Source organism: Acidocella sp. (genome assembly GCF_052326845.1).
In the GTDB taxonomy this organism is placed as follows: domain Bacteria; phylum Pseudomonadota; class Alphaproteobacteria; order Acetobacterales; family Acetobacteraceae; genus Acidocella.
Genome location: NZ_JBKQJR010000079.1, coordinates 1 through 16,021 on the forward strand (window position 1 = coordinate 1; position 16,021 = coordinate 16,021).

General features: G+C 65.4%; 13 protein-coding genes. 9 read left to right on the forward strand and 4 right to left on the reverse strand.

Going from position 1 to position 16,021, the window contains the following annotated elements:
- Nucleotides 1-88: 88 nt before the first annotated feature.
- From ACLPJJ_RS05360 to ACLPJJ_RS05370, 3 genes are read right to left on the reverse strand one after another with little or no spacing between them, the layout of a single operon-like run.
- Nucleotides 89-505 carry a DUF6691 family protein gene (locus ACLPJJ_RS05360; protein WP_443589918.1) on the reverse strand — a complete coding sequence of 139 codons (417 nt, stop codon included), beginning with the start codon at nt 503-505 and terminating at the stop codon, nt 89-91.
- Nucleotides 505-930: a YeeE/YedE family protein gene (locus ACLPJJ_RS05365; protein WP_443589919.1), complete on the reverse strand. Its 426-nt coding sequence runs from the start codon at nt 928-930 to the stop codon at nt 505-507. Before ACLPJJ_RS05365 ends, ACLPJJ_RS05360 begins: the two co-directional genes overlap by 1 nt.
- 1 nt (nt 931) lies before the next feature.
- Nucleotides 932-2,203, reverse strand: a complete 1,272-nt coding sequence (locus ACLPJJ_RS05370) for an OmpP1/FadL family transporter (RefSeq protein WP_443589920.1) — start codon at nt 2,201-2,203, stop codon at nt 932-934.
- Between the two features lie 272 nt (nt 2,204-2,475).
- On the opposite strand from ACLPJJ_RS05370, the gene ACLPJJ_RS05375 reads away from it, so the two are divergent.
- The 4 genes from ACLPJJ_RS05375 (at nt 2,476) to hemN (ending at nt 7,313) form a co-directional block, all read left to right on the forward strand.
- Complete coding sequence (locus ACLPJJ_RS05375) at nt 2,476-4,470, forward strand: DUF2849 domain-containing protein (RefSeq protein ID WP_443589944.1); 1,995 nt, start codon at nt 2,476-2,478, stop codon at nt 4,468-4,470.
- Nucleotides 4,457-4,837 (forward strand): DUF934 domain-containing protein, encoded by a 381-nt coding sequence (locus tag ACLPJJ_RS05380; RefSeq protein WP_443589921.1) that lies wholly within the window; start codon nt 4,457-4,459, stop codon nt 4,835-4,837. The genes ACLPJJ_RS05375 and ACLPJJ_RS05380 overlap by 14 nt, the downstream gene beginning before the upstream one ends.
- Nucleotides 4,838-4,988: 151 nt before the next feature.
- Nucleotides 4,989-5,903 carry a cysteine synthase A gene (gene cysK / locus ACLPJJ_RS05385; RefSeq protein ID WP_443589922.1) on the forward strand — a complete coding sequence of 305 codons (915 nt, stop codon included), beginning with the start codon at nt 4,989-4,991 and terminating at the stop codon, nt 5,901-5,903.
- Nucleotides 5,904-5,948: 45 nt separating this feature from the next.
- Nucleotides 5,949-7,313: an oxygen-independent coproporphyrinogen III oxidase gene (gene hemN, locus ACLPJJ_RS05390; protein ID WP_443589923.1), complete on the forward strand. Its 1,365-nt coding sequence runs from the start codon at nt 5,949-5,951 to the stop codon at nt 7,311-7,313.
- A gap of 344 nt (nt 7,314-7,657) precedes the next feature.
- Here the strand turns inward: hemN and ACLPJJ_RS05395 are convergent, their stop codons facing one another.
- Nucleotides 7,658-9,559 carry a sigma-54-dependent Fis family transcriptional regulator gene (locus ACLPJJ_RS05395; RefSeq protein WP_443589924.1) on the reverse strand — a complete coding sequence of 634 codons (1,902 nt, stop codon included), beginning with the start codon at nt 9,557-9,559 and terminating at the stop codon, nt 7,658-7,660.
- 368 nt (nt 9,560-9,927) lie between these two features.
- On the opposite strand from ACLPJJ_RS05395, the gene adh reads away from it, so the two are divergent.
- The 5 genes from adh (at nt 9,928) to ACLPJJ_RS05420 (ending at nt 16,004) form a co-directional block, all read left to right on the forward strand.
- A complete protein-coding gene (adh, locus tag ACLPJJ_RS05400) occupies nt 9,928-11,460 on the forward strand; it encodes an aldehyde dehydrogenase (protein WP_443589925.1) in 1,533 nt (510 codons plus the stop codon).
- Complete coding sequence (locus ACLPJJ_RS05405; protein WP_443589926.1) at nt 11,441-11,971, forward strand: DUF779 domain-containing protein; 531 nt, start codon at nt 11,441-11,443, stop codon at nt 11,969-11,971. Before adh ends, ACLPJJ_RS05405 begins: the two co-directional genes overlap by 20 nt.
- 205 nt (nt 11,972-12,176) lie before the next feature.
- On the forward strand, nt 12,177-12,644 hold the full coding sequence (locus tag ACLPJJ_RS05410) for a CBS domain-containing protein (protein WP_443589927.1): 468 nt from the start codon (nt 12,177-12,179) through the stop codon (nt 12,642-12,644).
- A gap of 59 nt (nt 12,645-12,703) precedes the next feature.
- Nucleotides 12,704-14,551 (forward strand): ATP-dependent zinc metalloprotease FtsH, encoded by a 1,848-nt coding sequence (ftsH, locus tag ACLPJJ_RS05415; protein ID WP_443589928.1) that lies wholly within the window; start codon nt 12,704-12,706, stop codon nt 14,549-14,551.
- Nucleotides 14,544-16,004 (forward strand): bifunctional aminoglycoside phosphotransferase/ATP-binding protein, encoded by a 1,461-nt coding sequence (locus tag ACLPJJ_RS05420; RefSeq protein WP_443589929.1) that lies wholly within the window; start codon nt 14,544-14,546, stop codon nt 16,002-16,004. The genes ftsH and ACLPJJ_RS05420 overlap by 8 nt, the downstream gene beginning before the upstream one ends.
- Nucleotides 16,005-16,021: the final 17 nt, after the last annotated feature.

Below are 16,021 nucleotides of genomic sequence, written 5' to 3' on the forward strand. Positions count from 1 at the left end.
TCGTTAATACCCATGTCGATCGTGTCCTGGCGCGGCCTTGCTTGGCCGCAATCCAGGGTAATACGCGGGGTAAGCCGCTGTAAACCGGTCAGGCGCCGCGGCTTGGCAGCCATTCCGCCAGCCGCATGCCGATCAACATCGCCGCGACGAAGACCAGCGCGCCGGGGGCGGCATGCCCGGCCAGCACGAGGCCCGGCCCGGGGCAGATTCCGGCCAGGCCCCAGCCCAGCCCGAAAATGGCGGCGCCGATGACCAGCGGGGCGTCGATTTGCCGCTTGCCGGGCAGGTCGATGGCCTCACCCAGCAGGCTGCGACTGTTGCGCCGGGCCAGGGCAAAGGCGGGCAGGGCAACGGCGATCGCCCCGCCCATCACCAGCCCCAGAGCCGGATTCCAGGCCCCCGCAACATCGAGGAAGGCTTTCACCCGGTCCGGGTCGGTCATGCCCGAGAGCAGCAGGCCGAGCCCGAACAGCAGGCCGAAACCAAAGGCAGTGAGCGCGCGCATTACAGGACGTGCCTCCGGATGAATACGGTGACCCCGGCCACGCCCATGAACACCAGCACCGTCGCCAGCGAGCGGGAGGAGAACCGCGCCAAGCCACACACGCCGTGCCCGCTGGTGCAGCCGTTGCCGAGCTTGGTGCCGAACCCGACCAGCACGCCGGCCAGGGCCAGCAAGGGCAGGCTCTGCCCGGTGAGGCCGCCCGGCACCGGCAGCCCCGCCAGGGCGGCGCCTGCCCCGGCAACAAGCAGCCCGGCCAGGAAGGCCCGTTGCCAGCCCGCAGCACCACGCCCTGTGGCCCGTGCGAAAATACCGCTGATGCCGGCGATGCGGCCATTCACCAGCAGCAGTCCGGCGGAGGCAGCGCCGATCAGCACGCCACCGGCGAGAGAGTCCGCCAGCATGGCGGGGTCGAGAATTACGTTCATGCTAGAACATATAGCCGATTCCCACGCCGAGCGCCTTCTCGCTCAATTTGATATTCGCATTGCCGCCGCCGAAGGCCGTGGGGATGGAGTTTTCCCCATGCACGGTCTGTGGCAGGGCGTAGAGCCCATAGGCGCTAAGCTCCAGCCCGGTGGGAAGCACCCCACCATGGGAGGTATAGGTGGCGCCCAGGGTGAACTGGTTCTGCACCACGCCAGGGGCGAGGATGTTGAGGAAGGTCTGGTTGGCTGGGATTGCCTCGGTGGTGTAGCTGTAGCCGCCACGGACCTGCCATGCGGGCGTCAAATGGTAGTTCGCGCCGAATTTGATGGTCGTGGTGTTTTTCCAGCCAAAACCTGGGCCGCCATTGGCGCCCAACGGCACGCCGGAAAGCAGGGTCTGGAACGCGTCGCCGATGGACTCGACGCTGCGATAATCGATGCGCTGCACATCCAGCGCGGTATCGAGCCCTGCCAGGGGCTTCACATCGATGCCCGCGCCGTAGGTGGCCGGTGTATTGAAGCCGCCCTGCTCGGCGAACAATCCGCGATACCTGTCGAACCCGGCGCCATAGGCTTTGGACTGATAGGAAGCGCCGACGGCAAGCCACGGGGTAAGTTGGCCCAGATAGCCGACGCGAAAGCCGTAGCCGAATGCGCTGTCCTCGCCCTGGTTGCTCACGTTCCCGGGCGATTCCGAGGCGCCGGAAAACACGCCGAGACCATGCGCGCGGAAGAATTCGTCAACGACGTCGAGGGAGACGCCCACGCTCTGCCCGGGAGCGAATTTCCAGGCCAGGGTCGGCGAAATGAACATGGTTTGGAGATCGACGCCCGCTGACCCTTTGGCACCAAAACGCGCATAGGGATTGGAGCCGTAATCCGTATCCATGCCGCCATCGCCATAGACCGCGAGCCCGGCGGAGAGATTATGCGGCAGCTGATAGATGACGCCGGCTTCGGGGATGACGAAGATTTTGATCTTGTTGCCGTTGAAGCCTTGATCCGGACCGTACGCGTTGCCGGTGATGCTGGCGCTGCGTTGAGGCGCGAAGAGATCGGCGTCGAAGTCCGCCCGGTTGCCGAGGAAGCTGGCCGAGGCCGGGTTGCTGGCGATGGAAAGGGAATCCGTTGGCAACGCATAGGCGACACCCGCCATGCCCTTGGATATGGTCCCGTAGCCATTGGCGAAATACCCCTCCGTGGCGCGGGCCTGGTGCGCGGCGGCCAAGGTGAAGGCGGCGAGAATGGGCGTGAAGCCGGTACGAATGCGCAAAGCAACCTCTTAATATCTATAATAACAATGGGTATTATAGGTATGTTGCCGGCGCAAGAGGCGGCGAAGCGATTGCAAATCCGCTCTCTGGGCATTGGTTTTTTTGTGAGAATTTTCGGTGGTTTTTTGTTTGCAGGAAAACTTTATCTTATTCGTCCGGGGTAATCTGGGATCCACAAAATTTTCTTTTCCAGGCTGAGATTCCGGCCTGGACGCGGCGGAAAAAAGCTTTATCTCGCGTTCCGGGTTCAAGTGTAGGAAGCTGAGTGGATATGTCTTTGCATGTGATCACCGCCAACCGTCTGCGCGATGGCGTGTCCGTCTGGTTCGCCGGGGCGCCGGGCTGGGCGGAGCATGTGGATGCCGCGACGGCCTATGACGATGTGGCGCTTCCTGGCGCGCTCGCCGCGGCGCAGCCCGAGGATGTGGCGGCGCATGTGGTGGATGTCCGCGCTGTCGAGGTGACGCAGGAGGCTGGCAAGCTGGCGCCGGTGGCGCACCGCGAGCAGATCCGCGCGCACGGCCCCTCCGTGCGGGAAGACCTCCCCGCCGGACCCTGGCGCGACGGTGAAGGCACCCTGCCGCCGCTCCCCTCGGCCAGTTCCACCTCGCCGCATGCCGGTATCTACCATTACGACGAATACGACCGCGATTTCCTGCGCCAGCGCGCGCATGAGTTTGGCGAACAGGTGGCGCGGCGCCGCGCGGGTGAGCTGTCCGAGGATGAGTTCAAGCCGCTGCGCCTGATGAACGGGCTGTATCTGCAGTTGCATGCCTATATGCTGCGCATCGCCATTCCCTATGGCGTGCTCAGCGCCACCCAGCTGCGCCAGCTCGCCTACGTGGCCCGCCATTACGACCGCGGCTACGGCCATTTCACCACCCGCCAGAACATCCAGTTCAACTGGCTGCGGCTGGAGGATACTCCCGCCGTTCTGGCGGCGCTGGCCGAGGCCGATCTGCACGGCATCCAGACGTCAGGTAATTGCATCAGAAATGTGACCACAGATGAATATGCCGGCGCCGCGGCGGATGAGATCATCGACCCGCGCCTGTACGCCGAGATCCTGCGCCAGTGGTCCACGGATCACCCCGAGTTCACCTATCTGCCGCGCAAGTTCAAGATCGCCATCACCGGCGCGCCGCATGACCGCGCCGCCGTGCGCGTGCATGACATCGGCATCGAGGCGCACCGCAACGCTGCGGGCGAGCCGGTGTTCCGCATTTTCGCCGGCGGCGGGCTGGGGCGCACGCCTTATGTCGCCATCAAGCTGCGCGACGATGTGCCGGTGGCCGAATTGCTGCGCTATAACGAGGCGATTCTGCGCGTCTATAACGCCCTTGGCCGGCGCGACAACATGTACAAGTCGCGCATCAAAATCCTAATCCGCGAGATGAAGCCGGAAGCCTTCATCCAGATGGTCGAGGATGAATACGCCGCCCTGCCGCCCGATTACTGCGCGCTAACGCCGGAGCTGGTTGCCGCCGTGGCGGCGCGCTTCCCGGTGCCGGAGTTTGCGCGCCTGGATACCCGCGTGTTGGAAAATGCCCTCGGCGCGGACAAGGCTTTCGCCGCCTGGGTGAAGCAGAACACGCATCCGCACCGCGCGCCGGGCTATATCTCGGTGGCGATCTCGCTGAAGCCGGTCGGCGGCATTCCGGGCGATGCCAGCGCCGATGAGATGGACGCGGTGGCGGACCTCGCGGACAAGTACTCGCTGGGCGAGATCCGCGTCAGCCATGTGCAGAATCTGGTTCTGCCGCATGTCGCCAAGGACGATCTGCACGCGCTGTATCAGGGGCTGGTGCAGGCGGGGCTCGCTTCCGCCAATATCGGCCTGATCTCGGACATCATCGCCTGCCCGGGCATGGATTACTGCTCGCTCGCCACCGCGCGCTCCATTCCGGTGGCGCAGCGCCTGGCCGAGCGTTTCGCCGGGCGGCAGGATGAGATTGGCACGCTGTACGTGAATATTTCCGGCTGCATCAATGCCTGCGGGCATCACCATGTCGGGCATATCGGCCTGCTTGGCGTCGATAGGAACGGCGAGGAGGTGTACCAGATCACCCTCGGCGGCGCGGCGGACGAGAAGGCGGCGATCGGCAGCATCATCGGCCCGGCCGTGCCGACGGCGAAAGTGCCTGACGCCGTCGAGGCGATTGTGAATGCCTATGTGGCTGTCCGCACCCCGGGCGAGAGGTTTATCGACACTTACCGCCGCCTCGGCGCGGCGCCGTTCAAGGAGGCCGTCAATGGCGCTCGTTAACACCAAGGGCGAGGAGATCGCCGATGCGGGCGTGGCCGGGCTGCATTTGCTGCCCGACGCAAAGCTCGAGGATATCGCCGCGCAGTTGCCGGGGTTGGCGCTGATCGAGATCGAGTTTCCGAAATTCCGCGATGGGCGCGGCTTCACCCTGGGCCGGACACTGCGCGAGCGGTACGGCTACCAGGGCGACCTTCGCGCCGTCGGGCATTTCCTCCCCGATCAGTTCGGCGCGCTCATCGCCTGCGGCTTCACCTCCTTCGTCACCCCGCCGGAACATGCGCCGGCCCAGTTCGCCGCCGCGCTGCGGGAGCATCACCAGCCGGGGCAGTTGCTGCGCCGGAGCCTGAGCCGTGCCCGGGAGGGTTGAGCACGCGGGCGGATCAGGCGTTCTACGCCGTGAAGCGATCGCACTCTAAAGGCGAGCCTGACAGCTCGCCTTTTTTGTGTTTAGACAATACGGGGGGTTGCACGCCCCTGCGAATGGCGCAATAACTCTATAAAATATATGGAGAATACAGATGCCGGCCAGCAGCGTTCTCGACACTATCGGTAAAACCCCGCATATCCGGCTCGCCCGGCTGTTCCCGGAGGCGAATGTGTGGGTGAAGTCCGAGCGCGCCAATCCGGGCGGCTCGATCAAGGACCGTATCGCTCTCTCCATGGTCGAGGCGGCAGAGGCCTCCGGCGCGCTCAAGCCGGGCGGGCTGATCATCGAGCCGACTTCCGGCAATACTGGTGTTGGCCTCGCCCTGGTGGCGGCGGTGAAGGGCTATAAGCTGATCCTGGTGATGCCGGAGAGCATGTCCGTCGAGCGCCGCCGCCTGATGCAGGCCTACGGCGCGACTTTCGACCTCACCCCGCGCGAGAAGGGCATGAAGGGCGCCATCGCCCGGGCCAACGAGTTGGCCGAAGAGAACCCCGGCGCCTTCGTGCCGCAGCAATTCGAGAACCCGGCGAATATCGACATCCATGCCCGCACCACCGCGCTGGAAATCCTGGCCGATTTTCCCGAGGGGTTGGACTACATCATCACCGGCGTCGGCACGGGCGGGCATATCACCGCCTGCGCCGAGGTGCTGAAGAAGCATTGGCCGAAGCTGAAGGTGTTTGCCGTGGAGCCGGCGGCGTCGCCGGTGATCTCCGGCGGTTCGCCAGCACCTCACCCCATCCAGGGCATCGGCGCCGGGTTCATCCCGGCCAACCTGCATGTCAACGCGATTGACGGCGTGATCCTGGTCGAGGCTGAAGAAGCCAAGGAATTCGCTCGCCGCTCCGCCACGCAGGAAGGGCTGCTGGTCGGCATCTCCTCCGGCGCCACCCTGGCGGCGATTGCCAAGAAGCTCCCCGAATTGCCGGCGGGCAGCCGGGTCCTCGGCTTCAACTACGACACGGGCGAGCGCTACCTCTCCGTGCCGGATTTCCTGCCCGCTTGACCTGAATCAATGTGAGCCTATCGGCATCGGGCCATGGAAAAAACCATGAGCGATGCCGAGCTGATCTCCCGCTATCACGGGCGCGTACCGCGCTACACCAGCTACCCCACCGCGCCGCATTTCCACCCCGGCATCGGCGCCGAGATCTACGCGCAATGGCTGGCGGAACTGCCGGCGGATGCGGCGATCTCGCTCTATATCCACATTCCCTTCTGCGACCGGCTCTGCCTGTATTGCGGCTGCAACACCAGTGTGGTGCGCAACGATCGGCCGAAGCGCGCCTATGCCGTGCAGCTCTCGCGCGAGTTGGACCTGCTGGCGGACCTGATCGGCCGCCGTGCCACAGTCACCCAGGTGCATTGGGGCGGGGGCACCCCCACGGCCATGCCGGGCGACTGTCTTACCGGCATCATGGATCATGTCCGCAAGCGGTTTCACCTGCACGAGGACGCCGAGGTGGCGATTGAGATCGACCCGACGACGCTGACCCTGGACTGCCTGGACGCGCTGCGGCTGATGGGCGTGAACCGCGCCAGCCTGGGCGTGCAGGATTTCGACGACCAGGTGCAGGAATCGATCGGCCGGCACCAGAGCTATGAGGAGACCGAGGCGGCGGCCACGGCGCTGCGGGCGCTGGGTGTGACCTCGCTGAATCTCGACCTGATCTACGGCCTGCCGTACCAGACCGCCGAATCCGTGGCCCGCACCGCGCGCCAGGCGCTGGCGCTGGGGGCCGACCGCGCCGCCGTGTTCGGCTACGCGCATGTGCCCTGGATGAAAAAGCACCAGAAGCTGATCCCAGAGGCAGCACTTCCGGGGGCGGAGGCGCGCCTCGCCCAGGAGCGGATGATCCGCCAGGTGCTGGAAAACGAGGGCGGCTATGTTCCCGTCGGGCTCGACCATTACGCTTTGCCGGGCGACGCCATGGCTGTCGCCATGCGCAACAAGGCGCTGCACCGCAATTTCCAGGGCTACACCACCGATGCCACCCCGGTGCTGCTCGGCCTTGGGGCTTCGTCCATCGGCGCGCTGCCGCAAGGCTATGTGCAGAACGCGACGGGCGTACCAGCCTACGAGGCTGCCATCAACGAAGGCCAGTTGCCTGTCGCGCGCGGTGTTGCGCTCACCCCGGATGACCGGCTGCGCCGCGCCGTGATCGAGCGCATCATGTGCGATCTGGAGCTGGATATCCCGGCCCTCGCCAAGGCCATGGGCGCCGATCCCGCGCCGCTGCTGAAAGACGCCGCACCACTCAGCGGTTTTGCCGCTGACGGGCTGGTGGAATGGGATGGCGCGCGCGTGACCGTGACCGAGCGCGGCCGCCCCTTTGTGCGCAACGTTGCTGCCCTGTTCGACGTTTATTTGCAGCAGGCCAGCGCCGTCACGCCCCGCCACGCCAGCGCCGTTTAGAGTTCCTTTCAAAACCCTACTATGCCGGCCGTCTGGCACCGCATTTCTGCGCTCCGGTGCTCGAAAAACGGTGCCATTCAGCTCGGCCTAGCGGGTTTTGAAAGGGACTCTTAACTCCAGCTCAGCGGAAGCGATTTTTTGCCGGTGGATACCGGCGGCTTTATTGCTGCGTATACGCAACAAATAGTCTCGCGCTTCGGGCAAGAAAATACCCTGCCATGGAGTCCATGGCAGGGCCAAGTCTGGGGAGTGTATCCGCTTTGGGATGACCAATATGTGCCTCTGTTCGGGGAGGTATTCCTTGATACAAATCAAAAGTCGAAAATAACCCGGAAAATTTTTGGTCACGCGCCTGTCCAGGGCGATGCCTCCCGATGCTCGCGCACATTGCCCAGGCGCCGGTACAGCGTGTTGCGGCTGATGCCGAGGTTGCGCGCGGCGGCTGCGATGTTGCCGCCTGCCCCGGCCACGGCGGCGGCGATCACCGCGTCGGACTGCGCGCGCAGCGTGGCGACGGCGGGTTCCACCGCCACGGCCGGGCGCTTGGCGGCGGTTAGTTCGCGCAGCGCCTCCTCGCTCAGGTGATGCAGATGCAGCGTGTCCTCGTCCTCTTCCAGCATCAGGCAGGCGGTGCGCAGCATGCCGGAAAGCTGGCGCAGATTCCCCGGCCAGGCATGGCGGGCGCAGGCCTGCGCGAGTTCGGGCGAGAGGGTGGGAACCCGCCCGCCGCGTGAAGCCGCCTCGCGCGCCAGGATGTTCCCGATCAGCGCCGGCAGGTCCGTGCGCTGGCGCAGGGGCGGGAGGGAAATGGAGAGGCCGTTCAGCCGGTAGTACAGGTCCGAACGGAAGGTCTTGGCCGCGATGCGGGCCGAGAAGTCCGCGTGCGTGGCAGAGATCAGCAGGAAATCCACCGGCACCGGCTTGCCGCCGATGGGCGTGACCATGCCTTCCTCCAGCACCCGCAGCAGCCGGGTCTGCATCGCCAGCGGCATGTCGCCGATCTCGTCCAGGAACAGAGTGCCGCCATTGGCCTCGCGGATGCGCCCGGGCGCGCCTTCCTTCCGCGCCCCCGTGAACGCCCCGGGGGCATGGCCGAACAACTCGGACTCGATCAGCGTTTCCGGCAGCGCCGCGCAGTTCACCGCCACGAAGGGCCCGTTCGCGCGCGGCCCGGCGGCGTGGATGGCGCGGGCGAAGAAATCCTTGCCCGCTCCGGTTTCGCCCTGCAGCAGGATGGGCACCTTGCGCCCGAGCACGCGGCGCAGCTGGCTGATCGCCTTGGCCACGCGGGCATCGCCCGTGTCCAGTTCGGCCAGTGCATCGGGCCGTGCTACTTCCGCCGCGGGCATGGCGGGGCGGCGGATGACCGGCGCGCGCATCTGTTCCACGGTGAGGTAGAGCAGTTCGCCATTGCGCAGCCGCACGCCTACCGCTTCGCCCTGGGCGCGCACGCCGAGGGTCGTCAGCTCCGCCATGGTCAGGTCGAACACGCTGCAGATCTCGCGCGTGCCGATATCCTCGTGCCGCAGGCCGAGCATGGCAAAGCCGGCGCGGCTGGCGCCTAGGATCCGCCCGTCCTCGGCGATGGCGACCTCGCCTTCCATCAAACTGCCCAGGCAATTGCTGGACATATGGAAGCGCAGCTTGGTCTGGTGGAGGAAGGCGAGCTCGAAGATGCGTTTCTCGATCATCTGCGCCGCGGCGCGCACCAGGCCGAACGTATGCGGGTGGTAGCGTCTCGCATCGCAGGAGATGTCGATGACGCCGAGCAGTTTGCCGTCCGGCTCGGTGAGCGGGGCGGCGGCGCAGGCGAGGAAGTTGTTATGGCGCAGGTAATGCTCTGTGCCATTGACGACCATGGGCTTGCGCTCGATCAGCGCCGTGCCGATGGCATTGGTGCCGCGCGCCTCCTCGGCCCAGGAGGCGCCGGGGGTGAGCGCCACCTGGGCGGCGCGGGTGCAGAAATCAATGTCGCCGGCGGAGTCCAGCACATAGCCGTTCTCGTCCGAGAGCAGCATGACGCAGCCGGAGTCCTTGATCTGGCTGAAGACATAATCCATCACCGGCCGTGCCTGGGTGGCCAGTGTGGCGCGCCGCTCGGCCGCCATGCGCCGCTCCGCCTGGGTGAGGTGCGGGTGGTCGCGCCGGTTCTGCTCTGGGGTGAGCCCCGCCGTCCGGCAGCGCTGCCAGGACCGGCTGATATCTCCTGGATCGACGCCACCAGGCGCCGCATTAAAATGGTTCAACGCTTCTGCCCTAGTGGGTAAAGTGAATGGCTGCATCGCCATCGCGGTTTCCTGTCCCAATGTGTTTTGCGGACGCTTCTTGCTTGCTTATGCAACGTCCTTGGTGTTCACGTTGGCGCGGAGGCAACTGCAACGCAAACATGCTATCAGTCTGTCCCATTTTGGTACAGCGTAACATTTCGGCGCGTGCCAGCGCATAATATTTTCCCCAGCCAGCCGCATTATGGGCGCCGACAGCCGGGGTTTTTCCCGTGTCATGCCGGTTTGGCACGGCTCTTGCCTTGAAATTGGCCAAGGCCCGCCCAGGTAATCGGGCCGGAGGACGTACCCGCTTTCTAAAGATAACGAGACAAAACGAGGAAACAAACATGCTCGATGCAGCAATTTCTCCCGCAGCCGGCAGTTCGGTGACCGGCTTCTCCTTCAAGCCGCGTTACGACAATTTCATCAAGGGCAAGTTTACCGCCCCGCTGGGCGGCCAGTACTTCGACAACGTCTCGCCGATCACCGGCCGCCCCTTCACCCAGGCGGCGCGCTCGCAGGAGGCGGACATCAACCTGGCGCTGGATGCAGCACATGCCGCCGCCGAGGCCTGGGGCAAGACCACGCCGGCCTTCCGCGCTGGCATCCTGAACAAGATCGCCGACCGCATGGAGCAGAATCTCGATCTGCTCGCCTATGTGGAGACGGTGGATAACGGCAAGCCGATCCGCGAGACCACCTTCGCCGACGTGCCGCTCGCCATCGACCATATGCGCTATTTCGCCGGGTGCATCCGCGCCCAGGAAGGCTCGCTCGCGGAAATCGACGAGACCACCATAGCTTATCACTTCCATGAGCCGCTGGGCGTGGTCGGCCAGATCATCCCCTGGAACTTCCCGCTGCTGATGGCAGTGTGGAAGCTGGCCCCGGCGATTGCCGCCGGCAACTGCGTGGTGCTGAAGCCCGCCGAGCAGACCCCGATTTCCATCCTGGTGCTGATGGAGGTCATTGGCGACCTGCTCCCGCCGGGCGTGCTCAATGTTGTCAACGGCTTCGGCCTGGAAGCGGGCAAGCCGCTCGCCTCCTCCAACCGTATCGCCAAGATCGCCTTCACCGGCGAGACCACCACGGGCCGGCTGATCATGCAGTATGCCAGCCACAACCTCATCCCCGTCACGCTGGAGCTGGGCGGCAAGTCGCCGAACATCTTCTTCGAGGACGTGATGGCCGAGGATGACGCCTTCCTCGACAAGGCGATCGAGGGCCTGGTGCTGTTCGCGCTGAACCAGGGCGAGGTCTGCACCTGTCCTTCGCGCGCATTCATCCAGGAGAACATCTACGACCGCTTCATGGAGAGGGTGCTGAAGCGCGTTGCCGCCATCAAGCAGGGCAGCCCGCTGGACATGACCACGATGATCGGCGCCCAGGCCTCCTCCGAGCAGGTGCAGAAGATCCTCTCCTACATCGACATCGGCAAGCAGGAAGGCGCGGAGCTGCTCATCGGCGGCACGCGGGCCAATCTGGGCGGCGCCCTGTCGGACGGCTATTACGTCCAGCCGACCGTGTTCCGCGGCAACAACAAAATGCGCATCTTCCAGGAAGAGATCTTCGGGCCGGTGCTTTCCGTCACCACCTTCAAGACCGAGGAAGAGGTGCTGCACGCCGCCAACGACACGCTGTATGGCCTGGGTGCGGGCGTGTGGTCGCGTGATGGCAACCGCGCCTACCGCATGGGCCGCGGCATCAAGGCTGGGCGCGTGTGGACGAACTGCTACCACCTGTACCCCGCGCACGCGGCGTTTGGCGGCTACAAGCAGTCCGGCATCGGGCGTGAGACGCACAAGATGATGCTCGACCACTACCAGCAGACCAAGAACCTGCTGGTCAGCTACAACCCGAATGCTCTCGGCTTCTTCTGAGAGTCTGTTGAAAACTCTACTCTGGCGGCCGCTTACGAGCGTTTTTCTGCGCTCCGGTGCTCACGTACCGGAGTACGCTCCGCTCCGGTGCTCAAAAAACACCCGTAAGCGCCTCACCAGAGCGAGTTTTCAAACAGACTCTGAGGCGGGCACCACTCCAGCGCGGGTTCTGGCGACAGACGCCGCGCTGGAGCTGATCGCCGAGCTGAAGGCAAAATATGGCGAGATCCTGTTTCATCAGTCAGGCGGCTGTTGCGACGGGTCCTCGCCAATGTGCTACCCCAAGGGTGACTACCTGCTCAGCCCTGACGACATGAAGCTCGGCGAGATCGGCGGCGCGGGGTTCTATATGAGCCCCTCGCAGTTCGAATACTGGAAATTCACCCAGCTGATCATCGACGTGGTGCCCGGCATGGGCGGCATGTTCTCGCTGGAAAATGGCACGGGCAGGCGATTCCTCACCCGTTCGCGCGTGTTCACCGAGGCTGAGGCAGCTTCGCTCGGCCTGTAGAGGCCGGGTTTCCGCCATGGTTCTCCGGCGCATTGCCGGGGGCGTTGCTCGTCCGCAGGAAAAACTGCCCGCCTGAGTTCCACCGTGCCGCGGGCTTCGCAGGCCAAGTAACTTCCCCGTGGCGTCCGTCCGTTCTGCTTGATAGAAATCAATGCGGTACGGGCGGTGCGTGGCAATGTCCGGTACATAAAAGGGGGATAGAGAGATGACCGTAGTGGCAGCCGATATCATGAGCCGCAACTTGGTGGTGGTGCATCCGCTCGATAACGTGTCGCAGGTGGCGAAGGTGCTGGGCGATCATGGGATCAGCGCCGCCCCGGTGGTGGATGCCGAAGGCAAGATGCTCGGCATGGTGAGCGAGGAAGACCTGATACACCGGCTGGGTACCACGCACGAGAGCCGCCGCGCCTGGTGGCTGGGGATGCTGGCCGAGGGCGAGGATCTGGCGCCTGATTTCCTTGAGTACCTGAAGATGGAAAAGCGCATCGCCAAGGATGTGATGACACGCGAGGTGATCTCGGTAACCGAGGATATTCCCGTGGCGGATATCGTGGATCTGCTGGTCCAGCACCATATCAAGCGCGTGGCGGTGCTGCGCGAGGGCAAGGTTGTCGGCATCGTCAGCCGCGCCGATATCATCCGCACCATCGCTGCGGTCCAGCGGAAGGGCTGAACGCGCGCGGCGGCGCGAACGGCTAGGATGGAACTGCGGTTGCGCGGGAAAGGTTGGGCGTGGCGAATAACAATAAATACGGCGACGGGATTTCACGTTTTGGGTTTATCGTCGCCGCTGTGCTGCTTTCGCTGCTGCTGGTCTCGGTGCTGAACCGCCAGGCGGAGCAGCAGGTCAAGACCATTCCGTACAGCCAGTTCCAGACCCTGCTGCAGTCGGGGCAGGTGGATAATCTGGTGGTCGGCGAAGGCCAGATCACCGGCACGCTGAAGAACGCCGCCCCCGGTGAGCCGACGCAGTTCGAGACCGACCGGGTGGACCCCGCCTTGGCGCAGGACCTTGCCAAGCAGAAGGTCACCTTCTCCGGGGAGCCGGCCCCCGGTTTCCTGGTTACGTTGTTCGGCTGGCTGGCGCCGCTGCTGCTGTTCGGGGGCTTGTGGTACATGCTGCTGGGCGGGCGCATGGGCGGCGCCGGCGGCGTGCTCGCCGTGGGCAAGAGCCGCGCCCGTGTGTACGCCGAGAACGACGTGCCGGTGCGGTTCAAGGATGTCGCCGGGGTGGAGGAAGCCAAGGCCGAGTTGAAGGAGGTCGTGGACTTCCTGAAGAACCCCGGCGCGTATGGAAGGCTCGGCGCGCATATCCCCAAGGGCGTGCTGCTGGTCGGCCCGCCGGGCACGGGCAAGACGCTGCTCGCCCGCGCCGTGGCCGGCGAGGCGGGGGTGCCGTTCTTCTCCATCTCCGGCTCTGAGTTCGTGGAGATGTTCGTCGGTGTCGGCGCTGCGCGTGTGCGCGATCTGTTCGTGCAGGCGCGCGCCCAGGCGCCGGCCATCATCTTCATCGACGAGCTGGATTCCCTCGGCCGCGCCCGCAACGCCGCCATACCCGGCGGCGGCAACGATGAAAAAGAGCAGACGCTGAACCAGCTCCTGGCCGAGATGGACGGGTTCGATCCGTCTTCCGGCGTGGTGCTGCTCGCCGCCACCAACCGGCCCGAAATCCTCGACCCCGCTTTGCTGCGCGCCGGGCGGTTCGACCGCCAGATTCTGGTGGACCGGCCGGACAAGGCCGGGCGCGTGCAGATCCTGAACATCCACATGAAGAAGGTGAAGCTGGCCCCGAATGTCTCGGCCGAGGAAATCGCTTCCCTTACGCCCGGTTTCACCGGCGCGGACCTCGCCAATCTGGTGAACGAGGCGGCGCTGCTCGCCACCCGCCGCCAGGCCGAGGCGGTGACGCTGGAGGATTTCAACGAGGCGGTGGAACGCATCATCGCCGGGCTGGAGAAGCGCACGCGCCTGCTGGTGCCCAAGGAGCGCGAGGTGGTGGCGCATCACGAGTTGGGTCACGCCATCACCGCCATGGCGCTGCCGAATACCGACAAGGTCCAGAAAATCTCCATCATCCCGCACGGGCTGGCGGCGCTGGGCTACACCATCCAGCGCCCCGGAGAGGACCGGTTCATCATGGGCCGGCGCGAGATGCTCGACCGCATGACCGTGCTGCTTGGCGGCCGCGCCTCCGAATCGCTGATCTTCCCTGATGTCTCCACCGGCGCTGCGGATGATCTGATGCGCGCCACGGATATCGCCCGCTCCATGGTGGTGCGCTTCGGCATGGACGACAAACTCGGCCAGATGACCTACGAGCCCGAGGCGCCGCATCTGCTCGGCCCCACGGGCGTGCCGGACTGGCGCCCGCGCCAGTACAGCGAGCAGACCGCCGCGGCCATCGACGCCGCGGTTCACGATCTGGTGGAAGCCGCCTTCAACCGCTCCCGCGCCATTTTGCAGGCGAATATGCCCGTGCTGCGCGAGGCGGCAAAGGAACTGCTGAAGGACGAGACGATCTCGGGCACCAAGCTGGACGAGCTTGCCGCCAAGATCCCGCCCTGGACGGAACGTGGCTGAGCAGGACGAGGTTATCGCCTTTCTCGCCCAGGGGGCCGAGGCCCGGGCGGAGACACATATCTCCATCGTCTTCCTGCACGCAGACACCGCCTACAAGCTCAAGCGCGCGGTGCGCTTCTCCTATATCGACTATTCCACCCTGGCCCGGCGCAAGGCCTATTGCGAGGCCGAGCTTACGCTCAACCGCCGCACCGCGCCGGAGCTCTACCGCCGCGTCCGCGCCGTCACCCGCGCCGCCTCGGGCGGGTTGGAATTCAACGGGCCGGGCGCGCCGGTGGAGTACGTGCTGGAGATGCAGCGCTTCGCCGAGGCGGATCTGTTCGACGCCATGGCCCGCGCCGGGAAGTTGACAGCGCCGTTGCTGCGCACGCTGACCGACACCATCGCCGCCTTCCACCAGACGGCGGAGCTTACCCCGCGCGACGGTGCCGCGCTGCTGCGCAAGGTGGTCGAGGGCAATGCCGCAAATCTCGCCGCCTTTGGGCTCGATCCGGCTCTGGTGGATGAGGTGAATGCCGGTTGCCGTGCGGCGGTAGCGGCGCAGGCGGCGCTGCTGGCGGGGCGGGGGTCTGGAATACACCGCTGCCATGGCGATCTGCATCTGGGCAATATCGTGCTGTGGCGGGGCAAGCCGCTGCTGTTCGACTGCATCGAGTTTTCCGAGGATTTCGCCTGCATCGATCCGCTCTACGACCTCGCCTTCCTGCTCATGGATCTGCTGCGCCGGGGTGAGCGGGGTTTCGCGGTCCTGGTGTTCAACCGGTATCTGGACCGCACCACAGAGGCCGGGGGCATGGCGGCGATGCCGCTCTTCATCGCCGCGCGTGCCGCCATCCGGGCGCATGTGCTGGCGGCGCAGGAGCGGGCGGGGGAGGGTGGCGCGTATCTTGCGCTGGCGGCGGAGGTTCTGCGTCCCGCCATGCCGCGCCTGCTCGCCATTGGCGGGTACAGCGGCTCCGGCAAATCCACTTTGGCCGCCGTGCTGGCGCCGGAATTCGTGCCCATGCCAGGGGCGCGCATTCTGCGCACCGATGTGCTGCGCAAGATACTGTGCGGCGTCGCGCCGGAAACGCGCCTGCCCGAGAGCGCCTACACGCGGGAGATGAACGGCAAGGTCTATGCGGAGATGCACGCCCAGGCCGGGGCGGCGCTGGCCTCCGGATACAGCGTGATCCTGGATGCCGCGTTTTTGCGGCTGGAGGAGCGGGAGGAAGCCGCCGCGCTGGCGGCCCGGCTAGGCGTGGATTTTTCGGGGTTCTGGCTGGATGCGCCGGAGGAGGTGCTGATCGCGCGGCTTGATGCCCGGCGCGACGATGCCTCGGATGCCGGGGTGGCGGTGCTGCGGCGCCAGCAGGCATTGGAAACGGGGGAAATCCGGTGGACCCGTATCGACGCTGCGGCGGCAAGCGCCGTGCAGCGTAATACGGTGATGAAACACCTCGCGCGGGGGTGAGCGCGCGAGGCTGGTTC

What these genes read in the sequence shown, in the direction of transcription:
- ACLPJJ_RS05360 (WP_443589918.1), bottom strand. Translation starts at nt 505, where the DNA reads ATGCGCGCGCTCACTGCCTTTGGTTTCGGCCTGCTGTTCGGGCTCGGC.
- ACLPJJ_RS05365 (WP_443589919.1), bottom strand. Translation starts at nt 930, where the DNA reads ATGAACGTAATTCTCGACCCCGCCATGCTGGCGGACTCTCTCGCCGGT.
- ACLPJJ_RS05375 (WP_443589944.1), top strand. Translation starts at nt 2,476, where the DNA reads ATGTCTTTGCATGTGATCACCGCCAACCGTCTGCGCGATGGCGTGTCC.
- ACLPJJ_RS05380 (WP_443589921.1), top strand. Translation starts at nt 4,457, where the DNA reads ATGGCGCTCGTTAACACCAAGGGCGAGGAGATCGCCGATGCGGGCGTG.
- cysK (WP_443589922.1), top strand. Translation starts at nt 4,989, where the DNA reads ATGCCGGCCAGCAGCGTTCTCGACACTATCGGTAAAACCCCGCATATC.
- hemN (WP_443589923.1), top strand. Translation starts at nt 5,949, where the DNA reads ATGAGCGATGCCGAGCTGATCTCCCGCTATCACGGGCGCGTACCGCGC.
- adh (WP_443589925.1), top strand. Translation starts at nt 9,928, where the DNA reads ATGCTCGATGCAGCAATTTCTCCCGCAGCCGGCAGTTCGGTGACCGGC.
- ACLPJJ_RS05405 (WP_443589926.1), top strand. Translation starts at nt 11,441, where the DNA reads ATGCTCTCGGCTTCTTCTGAGAGTCTGTTGAAAACTCTACTCTGGCGG.
- ACLPJJ_RS05410 (WP_443589927.1), top strand. Translation starts at nt 12,177, where the DNA reads ATGACCGTAGTGGCAGCCGATATCATGAGCCGCAACTTGGTGGTGGTG.